General features: G+C 72.7%; 12 protein-coding genes. 7 read left to right on the forward strand and 5 right to left on the reverse strand.

Annotation, left to right across the window (positions count from 1 at the left end; translation table 11 throughout):
• Positions 1 to 102: 102 nt before the first annotated feature.
• From E1266_RS07655 to E1266_RS07670, 4 genes are all read left to right on the forward strand, one after another.
• A complete protein-coding gene (locus E1266_RS07655; protein WP_132045215.1) occupies positions 103 to 561 on the forward strand; it encodes a hypothetical protein in 459 nt (152 codons plus the stop codon).
• Entirely contained in the window at positions 558 to 1,133 is a 576-nt protein-coding gene (locus E1266_RS07660) for a hypothetical protein (protein WP_132045217.1), read from the forward strand. Before E1266_RS07655 ends, E1266_RS07660 begins: the two co-directional genes overlap by 4 nt.
• 150 nt (positions 1,134 to 1,283) lie before the next feature.
• Positions 1,284 to 2,669, forward strand: a complete 1,386-nt coding sequence (locus E1266_RS07665) for a hemolysin family protein (RefSeq protein WP_132045219.1) — start codon at positions 1,284 to 1,286, stop codon at positions 2,667 to 2,669.
• Complete coding sequence (locus E1266_RS07670) at positions 2,666 to 3,694, forward strand: hemolysin family protein (RefSeq protein WP_132045221.1); 1,029 nt, start codon at positions 2,666 to 2,668, stop codon at positions 3,692 to 3,694. The genes E1266_RS07665 and E1266_RS07670 overlap by 4 nt, the downstream gene beginning before the upstream one ends.
• Before the next feature lie 25 nt (positions 3,695 to 3,719).
• Here the strand turns inward: E1266_RS07670 and E1266_RS07675 are convergent, their stop codons facing one another.
• From E1266_RS07675 to E1266_RS37825, 3 genes are read right to left on the reverse strand one after another with little or no spacing between them, the layout of a single operon-like run.
• Positions 3,720 to 4,742 (reverse strand): LLM class flavin-dependent oxidoreductase, encoded by a 1,023-nt coding sequence (locus E1266_RS07675; protein WP_132045237.1) that lies wholly within the window; start codon positions 4,740 to 4,742, stop codon positions 3,720 to 3,722.
• A gap of 39 nt (positions 4,743 to 4,781) precedes the next feature.
• Positions 4,782 to 5,801, reverse strand: coding sequence for a UbiA family prenyltransferase (locus E1266_RS07680; RefSeq protein WP_132045223.1), 1,020 nt, complete (start codon positions 5,799 to 5,801; stop codon positions 4,782 to 4,784).
• Positions 5,798 to 5,950 carry a hypothetical protein gene (locus E1266_RS37825; protein ID WP_165965973.1) on the reverse strand — a complete coding sequence of 51 codons (153 nt, stop codon included), beginning with the start codon at positions 5,948 to 5,950 and terminating at the stop codon, positions 5,798 to 5,800. Before E1266_RS37825 ends, E1266_RS07680 begins: the two co-directional genes overlap by 4 nt.
• A 121-nt stretch (positions 5,951 to 6,071) precedes the next feature.
• Here E1266_RS37825 and E1266_RS07685 point away from each other — a divergent pair, with 121 nt between their 5' ends.
• A complete protein-coding gene (locus E1266_RS07685; protein WP_132045225.1) occupies positions 6,072 to 6,803 on the forward strand; it encodes an HAD-IA family hydrolase in 732 nt (243 codons plus the stop codon).
• Between the two features lie 55 nt (positions 6,804 to 6,858).
• On the opposite strand, the gene E1266_RS07690 is transcribed toward E1266_RS07685, so the two are convergent.
• Positions 6,859 to 7,254 carry a RidA family protein gene (locus tag E1266_RS07690; protein WP_132045239.1) on the reverse strand — a complete coding sequence of 132 codons (396 nt, stop codon included), beginning with the start codon at positions 7,252 to 7,254 and terminating at the stop codon, positions 6,859 to 6,861.
• A 119-nt stretch (positions 7,255 to 7,373) separates the two neighbouring features.
• On the opposite strand from E1266_RS07690, the gene E1266_RS07695 reads away from it, so the two are divergent.
• Positions 7,374 to 8,348, forward strand: a complete 975-nt coding sequence (locus E1266_RS07695) for a WYL domain-containing protein (protein ID WP_132045227.1) — start codon at positions 7,374 to 7,376, stop codon at positions 8,346 to 8,348.
• A gap of 6 nt (positions 8,349 to 8,354) precedes the next feature.
• Here E1266_RS07695 and E1266_RS07700 read toward each other — a convergent pair whose 3' ends face one another.
• Positions 8,355 to 9,668 (reverse strand): APC family permease, encoded by a 1,314-nt coding sequence (locus E1266_RS07700; RefSeq protein ID WP_132045229.1) that lies wholly within the window; start codon positions 9,666 to 9,668, stop codon positions 8,355 to 8,357.
• 74 nt (positions 9,669 to 9,742) lie between these two features.
• On the opposite strand from E1266_RS07700, the gene E1266_RS07705 reads away from it, so the two are divergent.
• The coding region (locus E1266_RS07705) for a metalloregulator ArsR/SmtB family transcription factor (protein WP_132045231.1) at positions 9,743 to 10,058 on the forward strand (316 nt) is incomplete at its 3' end.

A 10,058-nucleotide genomic window follows, 5' to 3' on the forward strand; every position in this document is an offset into this window, starting at 1 on the left:
TGTCATGCGCGCCGGTGCCGGTCCGTCACTACTGGAGGATGTCGCCTTCTCGCAGGCTGAGGACGTCGGAAAGCCCGACCGCGCAACGAGAGAGGACCCGTCATGCAACCTCCGCCCGACATCACGCTCACCCCCGAGGCCGGCGCACACAGGCACGGTGGCTGGGGGCATTTCGCACAGCACTACGTGGAGATGCTCCTAGCGATGGCCGCCGGAATGCTGATTTTCGGCGCTGCCGTCCGGGGCGTCCTGGCGCTCACGGGAGGGGAGCTGTCCATGGGGCGGCAGCCCGAACTGGCGTCCCTGGAGATGGCGTTCGACATGTCGGCCGGGATGCTCATCTGGATGCGCGTCCGCGGCCACGCCTGGGCCGGCTCCCTGGAGATGTGCGCGGCGATGTTCGCCCCCCTCGCCGTCCTGTTCCCCCTCCTCTGGCTGGACGTCATCACCACCGACTCCCTGATGATGCTCGAACACGTGCTGATGCTCCCGCTCATGTTCCTGGTCATGCTCCGCCGCCGCGGCGAGTTCTCCCACCGGTCCCCGAAGGTCTCGCGATGACCGCCGTGGCGGGTGAGCGCCGGGGACCGCTGTGGAAGCTGGCGCGCCGCTGGCCCACGGCGGTGGCCCTGGCGGCCGCGGTGCTCGTATGGGGCGGCGGCCTCGGCGACGCGGCCGACGCGGTGTCCGGGCTCGGGCCCGTGGTGCTCCTGCTGGCCCTGGAGTACCTGATCCTCAACCAGATCGGCCGGCGCGAGGCGTCCTGGCCCGTGATCGGCGGCATGGTCGCGGCCGTCTTCGTGATCGAACTGCTGGACGTCGTCGACCTGACCACCGTCGCCGTCGCCGCCGCGCTGGTCCTGCTGGTGTGGGGGGCCGTCACCGGGACGGCGAACAGGCGGGGCTCCTTCGGGATCCAGGCGGCGGGAATGCTCGGGTTCGGGGCGATCGCGCTGGTGGCCATGGCCGTGGACCCCGACCTGGGCCGCTACCTGGTGGCGGCGGGCTGGCTCCTCCACGGGATCTGGGACGCCGCGCACCTGAAGCTCGACAGGGTGGTGTCCCGCTCGTACGCCGAAGCCTGCGGGGTCCTGGACGTGGCGGTCGCCGCCATGCTCCTCTTCCTCCTGTGAGACAGGCCGGGCCCCGAAGGTAGGACGTTTGAACCGGAACCTGACCAGGTAGTTCGTCGTTGGGAGAGATGATCCGCCCCCAGAGAGGCCCATGAACCACTATTTCGATCCCGCTCCAGCCCTGGTCGATGATCCGCAGGCGGGACACAGTTGATCACTCTGCTGTCACTCGTCCTGGGCGTGGCGGTGATCCTGCTCATCACCGCGCTGACCGGCTACTTCGTCGCCCAGGAGTTCGCCTACATGGCGGTGGACCGGTCCCGCCTGCAGGCGCGGGCGGGCGCCGGCGACGGGGCCGCCGCCCGTGCGCTGCGGGTCACCCGCCGCACCTCGTTCATGCTGTCCGGCGCGCAGCTCGGCATCACGGTGACCGGGCTGCTCGTCGGCTACGTCGCCGAACCGCTGGTCGGCCGGGCCTTCGGCGACATCCTCGGCGGGGCCGGCGTCTCCACGGGCGTGGGCGTGGCCGCGGGCACCGTGCTGGCCCTGGGGCTGTCGACCCTGGTGCAGATGGTGTTCGGCGAGCTGTTCCCCAAGAACCTGGCCATCGCGCGACCCGAACCGGTCGCGCGGTGGCTGTCGCGGTCGACGCTCCTCTACCTGAAGGTGTTCGGCTGGCTCATCTGGGTGTTCGACCAGTCGTCGAACCTGCTGCTGCGGATGCTGCGGATCGAGCCGGTGCACGACGTGGAGCACTCGGCGACCGAGCGGGACCTGGCGCACATCGTCGCCGACTCCCGGCGCAGCGGCGACCTGCCGGCGGACCTGTCGATCCTGCTGGACCGCATCCTGGACTTCCCGCGCCGGGACGTCGAGCACGCCATGATCCCCAGAGCGCAGGTCGACACCGTGGACGACACCGCGCCCATCGGCGAGGTCAGGCGTGCGATGAGCACCGGGCATTCGCGCTACCCCGTCCTGGACGAGGAGGAGCGCGTGGCCGGCATCGCGCACCTGGATGACGTACTCACCGCCGCCGATCCCGCGGCCCCCGTCGGTTCGATCATGCGTCCGGCCACCGTCGTGCCCACGCTGATGGCGCTGCCGACCGCACTTGACCGGCTGGCGGACGACCGCACCCAGATGGCGTGCGTCATCGACGAGTTCGGCGGCTTCGCCGGCATCCTCACCCTGGAGGACCTCGCCGAGGAACTCGTCGGCGAGATCACCGACGAGCACGACGCCGACGTCGCCGAACCCGCGGCGCTCGCCGACGGGGCGGCCTGGATAATCCCGGGCGGCTTCCACATCGACGAGGTCGAGCGCACCATCGACCACCGGCTGCCCGAGGGCGACTACGAGACCATCGCCGGCCTGGTGATCGCCGAGTACGGCGCGCTTCCCGAGGTCGGCGCCGAACTGGACATCGAACTCCCGCCCGACCCGGCCGACCTCGCGCACAGCGACGAGCCGTCCGTCCGGTTCGTGCACGTGACGGTGCTCGACGTCGACAACCACGTGCCCTCGTCGATCCGGCTGCACGTCACCACCGAGCCCACCGGGGCCGCGGCCGGCCGGGAGGAGACGGACCGATGAGCAACCCATGGGCGGTCCTGGGCGTCACCGTCGCCATCATCGCGCTCAGCGCCTTCTTCGTCGCGGTGGAGTTCGCGCTCATCGCCGCCAAACGCCACCGGCTGGAGGACGCCGCGCCCACCAGCCGGTCGGCTCGGGCGGCGCTGCGCAGCGCGTCCGAGCTGACGGTGCTGCTCGCCGGCGCCCAGCTCGGCATCACGATCTGCACGCTGGCCCTGGGCGCGATCACCAAGCCGGCCGTGCACCACTGGCTCACCCCCCTGATCAGCTCGTGGAACGCGCCGGGGTGGTTCGCCGACGCGGCGGGCTTCGCGCTGGCGCTGGTCATCGTGACGTTCCTGCATCTGGTGGTCGGGGAGATGGCGCCCAAGTCGTGGGCGATCGCGCATCCGGAGCGGTCGGCCACGATGCTGGCGCTGCCGATGCGCGGCTTCATGCGGCTGACCCGGCCGCTGCTGCGCGCGCTGAACGAGTCGGCGAACTGGTGCCTGCGCAAGGTCGGCGTCGAGTCCGCCGACCAGGTGGAGTCGGGGCAGGACCCGGACGCGCTGCGCCACCTGGTCGAGCACTCGGCCAACGTCGGCGCCCTGGACGCCGGATACTCGGCCCAGCTGTCCGAGGCCCTCGATCTGAGCAATCTGCGCATCGGGGACCTGGTCAGGCCGGGCACCGAACCGACCACCGTGCCCCCGGACGCGACCGTGGCCGAGGTCCAGGCCACCGGCCACGCCTCCGGCCACCTGCGCATCCTGGTGCACGGGCCCGGCACGGCCTGGCGGGTGGTGCACGTCCGCGACACCCTCACCGAGCCCGAGACCTCCGGGATCGCGCACCTGACCAGGCCGGCCCACCTGGTCGAGGCCGACACCCCGGTCTACACCGCGCTGGCCCGGATGCGCCGGACCGGCAACCAGCTCGCCCTGGTCACCGAGGGAGAGTCGGTGCTGGGCGTCGTCACCATCACCGACATGCTCCGGCGCCTGCTCTACCGCGCCCCGGGCACCGGCTCCGCCCAGCCCATCTGACCGCCCGGACGGCTCTGGCGCCGGGTCAGCGCCAGCCGAGTTCGGGCGCGACGTGGGTCAGGATGTTCTCCAGGACGTGCGCGTTGTAGTCCACGCCGAGCTGGTTGGGGACGGTGAGCAGCAGCGTGTCCGCCGCCTGGACGGCCTCGTCCTCGGCGAGCTGCTTGACCAGCACGTCCGGCTCGGCCGCGTAGGAGCGCCCGAAGATCGCCCGGGTCTTCTCGTCGATCATGCCGATGTGGTCGCCGTCGTCGGTGTTCCGGCCGAAGTAGGCGCGGTCCAGGTCGCTGGTCAGCGCGAAGATGCTGCGGCTGACCGACACGCGCGGCTCGCGCTCGTGACCGGCCTCCTTCCATGCCTGCCGGTACGCCTCGATCTGCTTGCGCTGCTGGACGTGCAGCGGCTCGCCGGTCTCGTCGTCCTTGAGCGTGGAACTCTGCAGGTTCATCCCGAGCTCGGCCGCCCACACGCCGGTCGCGTTGGAGCCCGAGCCCCACCAGATGCGCTCGCGCAGCCCCTCCGAATGCGGCTCGACGCGCAGCAGTCCGGGCGGATTGGGGAACATCGGCCGCGGGTTGGGCTTGGCGAAGCCCTTGCCCTGCAGCACCATGAGCAGGACCTCGGTGTGCCTGCGCGCCATGTCGGCGTCGGTCTCGCCCTCGGCCGGCTCGTACCCGAAGTACCGCCAGCCGTCGATGACCTGCTCCGGCGACCCGCGGCTGATGCCGAGCTGCAGCCGTCCGCCGGAGATCAGGTCGGCGGCGCCGGCGTCCTCGGCGAAGTACATCGGGTTCTCGTACCGCATGTCGATCACGCCGGTGCCGATCTCGATGCGCGAGGTCTTCGCGCCGATCGCCGACAGCAGCGCGAACGGCGACGCGAGCTGCCTGGCGAAGTGGTGCACCCGGAAGTACGCGCCGTCGGCGCCCAGCTCCTCCGCGGCCACGGCCAGGTCGATCGACTGCAGCAGCGCGTCCGCCGCCGACCGCGTCCGCGACCCCGCACTGTCGCTCCAGTGCCCGAACGAGAGAAAACCGATGCTCTTCACATCCGTGCCAACCACCCCGGCACCCCCTGCATTCCAGCGCTAACTCCGCATCGCCACCCTCCGCTCACCGACCGCCTCGGACGCGCGTCCGTGGGTGACCAGGGGGCCTCGGCGGGCCATCGCGGCCGCCAGGCCGAGCAGGCAGGCCGAGAGCGTGATCATTACGGCGGTGTACTGCGGGGCGGGCCATCCGGCGTTCGTCAGGGCCAGGTGGGCCAGGGCGGAGAGGACGATTCCCCGGCCGACGATGGCGATCGCGGCTATGAGGTGTTCGTCGCGGCGCGCGCCGCGCTCGGTCGACAGGGCGCGCAGGAGCAGGAGGGCGACGGCCAGGTACGCGGCGTTGACCGCGATCAACTCGATCGTGGGGTGCCGGACGGCCGCCAGCAGCAGGATCGTTCCGGCCGTCCAGCAGAAGGCGCTGAACGAGCAGGTCCAGCCACGGCCGTGCCGGACCAGGAACGTCCGTTTGCCGAACATCTCGTCGCCGCGGACGTCCCGGAAGTCCTTCAGCAGGATCCGGCCGATGAAGCCGACGTACAGTGCGGCGAGGAGCAGCACGTCCTCCGGCCGCAGCGAGTCGCGGATGGCGAAGATGCCCACCAGATAGGGCACGGCGACGTAGCAGGCGGGTAGCACCAGCGGCGCCACCACGCCGCGGGCGGCCAATCGGAGCGGGCGGAGCGAATACGCGGCGCTGACGGCCAGGCCCGCGATCGTCACCAGAGTGGCGGGCCAGTGCAGAGTGAGGGTCGCGGCCAAGGCCAGGGCGGCGGCGGTGGCGCCGGCCAGGACCATGTCGCGGCGATGTGCGGTGCCGGTCACCAGGGGCCGTCCCGGATCGCCGGGCAGGTTCACCCGGTCGACGAGCACGTCCGCGATGTCGTTGCAGGCCACCGAGAACACCAGGAACCCGAAGACCGCGACCAGGGCCCGGGCCAGCAGGAAGCGGTCCTCGCCATGGCCTGTCTGCGCCATCCCGGTAGCGGTGAACAGGCCCAGCAGGACGATGACCGGCGGACGGGCCATGCGGACGAGCAGAAGCAGCCGCGCGATCACTTGTTGCTCCAGGTGTTGGAGAAGACGAAAACGGCGATGATCATGCCGCCGACGACGGCCAGCCCGGTGACGACCAGGATGACCGCCAGCACGATCGCCCCCGCCGTCAGCAGCAGGCGGACTCCCTCGCGGGGCGGTTGCCGGTTCATGCACAGACGATGTTCCCGACGGGCGCGCGATGCATGAGCCCGGCTACTCAGCTGGCCTGAGTACTCCTACTCAGATCCTCCCGGTCCCGGCCGGTGGGTCGCGGCACGAGAGGATCGTCCGGTGGCAGAGGTGGTCTTCTTCGATCTGGACGGCACACTGGTCGACCATCGGAGCGCGGTGTGGGAGGCGATCGGGCGGATCGTCCGGTCGGCGCCCGGCGCGGCGGCTCCGCCGGAGGAGCTGATGGCGTTGTGGTGGACGCTGGAGGGCCGCCACATGCGGGAGTACCTGGCCGGGGAGTGCTCCTTCGCCGAGCACCACCGGCGCCGGGTCCGCTCGTTCCTGCCGATGCTCGGCGAGCCGGTTCCGGAGAGCCCCGCCCTCCTGGACGCCTGGATCGCCGAGCGCTACCTCGGCGTGTTCGAGGAGTCCTGGCGGTGCTATCCCGACGTCCGGCCCTGCCTGGAAAGCCTGGCCCGGCTCCCCGGAGGGCCGCGCCTGGCCGTCCTCACCAACGGGGACCCCGAGCAGCAGCGCGCCAAGCTCGCCCGCTTCGGCCTGCTCGACTTCTTCGAGGCCGTCCTGACGCCGTCCGAGCTGGGTGCGGCCAAGCCCGCCGCCTACGCCGCCGCCTGCGGGTCGATGGGGACGGACCCGGCGCACGCCGTCAACGTGGGCGACATGCTGGAGAGCGATGTGAACGCCGCCGCCCTCGCCGGGCTCACCGGCATCTGGCTGGATCGCGGGATCGACTTCGTCACCGGCGGGCCGTCACCGGCGGCGGACGGGACGGTGCTCCGCATCGAGCGGCTCACCGACCTCCCCGCCCGGCTCGCACGCACGAATGCGTGACCGGCCGCCGCGCGGTCGTGCCGCCTCCGGCGGGTCGCCGGAGGCGGCGGGGGCGTCAGGCGACGGCGGTCGCCTCCAGTTCGACCATCAGGTCGGGGAGCGCCAGCCGTGTCACGCCGAGCATCGTGGTGGGCGGTGCCACACCCGCGGCACCCAGCCGCGACGCCAGGACGCCGTAGTGCTGGAAGAGCAGATCGACATCGGTCGTGTAGACGTTGAGCCGGACCAGGTTCCCGAGGGACATGCCGGCCTCGCCGAGCACGGCCTCCAGGTTGGCGAGGCTCAGCGCCACCTGCGCCGCCATGTCACCGGCGTGCTGGGGCCTGCCCTCGTCGCTCATGGCGGTCTGCCCGGCGCAGTACAGCGTCCGGGTGTGCCCGGAGACGACCTCGCCCTGGTTGTAGCCCATCTCCGCCGACCACTCCCACGGGTTGACCGCGGTCCGCTCCATCGCCACATCCGCTCCATTCGGTGAGTGCGTGCGCCGATCGCCCCGTCGGCTCCGGTCGCGTGATGAGCCTCCCAACGAATCACGACATCCTCTGTCATGTATTTCGGTAGCTTTCTCGCATGCGCGCCGACCGGCTGGTCTCGCTGGTGCTGCTGCTGCGCCGGCACGGGCGGCTGTCGGCGGCGGCGCTGGCCCGCGAGCTGGAGGTGTCCACGCGCACCGTCCTGCGCGACATCGAGGCGCTGTCCGCGGCGGGCGTCCCCGTCTACGCCGAACGGGGCCGGCACGGCGGTTTCGCGCTGCTGCCCGGGTTCCAGACCGAGCTCACCGGGCTGAACCACGACGAGGCGCTCGCCCTGCTGGTCGCCGGGTCGCGGCGCGGCGCGCAGGCGTTCGGGCTCGGCTCGGCGCTCGCCTCGGCGATGCTCAAGGTGGTGGACGCGCTGCCCGAAGGGCACCGGGACACCGCCGCGGGCGCGGTCGAGCGGCTGCTCATCGACCCCGAGACCGACCTCCTCTCGCGCCGGCAGGGTGCCGAGGACGTGTCCGGCGCCGTCGTGGCCGAGATCCGGCGCGCGGTGTTCGCCGGGCACAAGCTGCGCATCCACTACGCGGCCGTGGGCCAGGCCCCGAAGTGGCGCACGGTGGACCCGATCGGCCTGGTCACCGTGCGCGAGCAGGGCTACCTGCTGGCCACGCGGTCCGGCGCGGACCGCACCTACCGGCTGTCCCGGGTGCTGGCCGCCGAGGAACTCGACGAACCCGCCGAGCGGCCGGACCGGGTCGATCTGGACCGGGCCTGGCGGGAGCGCAGCACGCGGTTCCGCACCGGCGGCGACCAGGTCGTCGTCCTGGTGCGGCTGGATCCGGCGCGGCGGGAGGAGCTGGCGGGCACGGCGCTGACCGTCCGGGCCGAGGACACCGACGCGGACGGGTGGCTGCGGCTCGAAGTGGCCTTCCAGGACGCGCGGCACGCCAAATGGGCGCTGTGGCAGCTCGCCGCGGACGCGGAGGCCCTGGAGCCGGAGTGGTTGCGCACGGCCCTGCGCGACCGCGCCGCCGCGATCGCCGCCCGCTACGGAGCGCCGTCCTGAGGGCGTTCACACGGATCGGGCGCGCCGCACCAGGACGATCTTGCGGCCGACGAGCCCGATGGCGAACATGGCCGTCGCGCCCAGGACCGAACTCCACGGCAGGGTGACGGCCAAGGTCAGGCAGCCCGCGGCGCCGAGCACGTTCAGCGCCCGCGGCCAGCGCCGGTCGCTCGCCGGCTGGGTGAAGGCGGCCGCGTTGGCGATGGCGTAGTAGACCAGCACGCCGAACGAGGAGAACCCGATCACCTCGCGCAGATCGGCGACCGCGACCAGCGCGCCGACCGCGGCGGCGACGGCGATCTCGGCGCGGTGCGGCACCCGGTGGCGGGGGTGGACGGCGGCGAGCCGGCCGGGCAGGTCGCGGTTGCGGGCCATCGCCAGCCCGGTGCGGCCAATGCCGGCGATCAGCGCCAGCAGCGCGCCGAGCGCCGCGAGCGCGGCTCCGGCGCGGACCGCCGGGGTCAGCGCACCGGCACCGGCGGCCTCGACGGCGGCGGTCAGCGGCGCGGTCGCCCCCGCGAGCCGGTCCGGGCCGAGCGCCGCCAGCACGGCCGCGCCGACGGCCGCGTAGACCGCCACGGCGAGGAACAGGGCGATGGGGATGGCGCGGGGAATGGTCCGCCGGGGGTCGCGCACCTCCTCCCCCAGTGTGGCGATGCGCGCGTAGCCGGCGAAGGCGAAGAAGAGCAGCCCGGCCGCCTGGAGGACGCCGTGGACGCCACCGGTGCCCAGCGCGGACCAGCCGCCGAGGCCGTCCGCGTCCCCGCCGCCCCCGGCGATGATCGCGATCACCACGGCGGCCAGTGCGGTCAGGCTGGTGGCGACCAGCACGCGGGTGGCGAGCGCGGTCCGGGTCACGCCGTGGTAGTTGAGCGCGGCCAGGCCCGCCACGGCGGCGATCGCCGCCGCCCGCCGCGCCCACTCCGGGCCGGGGACGGCGTAGGCGGCGAAGGTCAGCGCCATCGCCGCGCACGAGGCGGTCTTGCCGACCACGAACCCCCACCCCGCGGCGAATCCCCACCAGTGGCCGAGCCGCTCGCGGCCGTAGACGTAGGTGCCGCCCGACGTCGGATAGGCCGCCGCGAGCTGCGCCGAGGCCACCGCGTTGCAGTAGGCGACGACCGCCGCCAGCGCCAGCCCCAGCAGCAGGCCCGTGCCGGCCGCCGCGGCGGCGGGGCCGTACACGGTGAACACCCCGGCGCCGATCATCGAGCCCAGGCCGATGACGACCGCGTCCCCGGTGCCCAGCCGGCGCACGAGGCGATCGGGAGCGCCCGGCTCGGGCGGTCCGGACTCGGGATCCGCGCGTCGCGGGGTCATCAGCGCCCTCCAACATCTTCGAGACGCATCACGCACAATTGATGCATCAAACCCTCTTGATGTATCCTGCGGGTATGTCGCGGTCCGGTCAAGCGGCCCCGCCGCCGTTCATCGGCCTGGTGGCCCACGAGGTGCGCTGGCGGCTCCTCAGCGAGCTGGCGCGCAGCGATCTGCGCGTGCGGGAGCTGGTCGCCCTGGTCGACCAGCCGCAGAACCTGGTGTCCTACCACCTGCGGCTGCTCCGCTCGGGCGGGCTCGTCACCGCGCGCCGCAGCAGCCACGACGGCCGCGACAGCTACTACCACCTGGACCTGGAACGCCTCAGGCAAGGGCTGGCCGCCACCGGCGCCGCCCTGCATCCCGCGCTCGGTCCGGTTCCCGCCCCGTCCC

Origin of the sequence: Actinomadura sp. 7K534, assembly GCF_004348575.1 — a bacterium.
Taxonomy (GTDB): Bacteria; Actinomycetota; Actinomycetes; order Streptosporangiales; family Streptosporangiaceae; genus Spirillospora; species Spirillospora livida.

Excerpts from the sequence above, each read along its gene's own strand:
- E1266_RS07655 (WP_132045215.1), top strand. The coding sequence starts at position 103 with ATGCAACCTCCGCCCGACATCACGCTCACCCCCGAGGCCGGCGCACAC.
- E1266_RS07660 (WP_132045217.1), top strand. The coding sequence starts at position 558 with ATGACCGCCGTGGCGGGTGAGCGCCGGGGACCGCTGTGGAAGCTGGCG.
- E1266_RS07670 (WP_132045221.1), top strand. The coding sequence starts at position 2,666 with ATGAGCAACCCATGGGCGGTCCTGGGCGTCACCGTCGCCATCATCGCG.
- E1266_RS37825 (WP_165965973.1), bottom strand. The coding sequence starts at position 5,950 with ATGAACCGGCAACCGCCCCGCGAGGGAGTCCGCCTGCTGCTGACGGCG.
- E1266_RS07690 (WP_132045239.1), bottom strand. The coding sequence starts at position 7,254 with ATGGAGCGGACCGCGGTCAACCCGTGGGAGTGGTCGGCGGAGATGGGC.
- E1266_RS07695 (WP_132045227.1), top strand. The coding sequence starts at position 7,374 with ATGCGCGCCGACCGGCTGGTCTCGCTGGTGCTGCTGCTGCGCCGGCAC.
- E1266_RS07700 (WP_132045229.1), bottom strand. The coding sequence starts at position 9,668 with ATGACCCCGCGACGCGCGGATCCCGAGTCCGGACCGCCCGAGCCGGGC.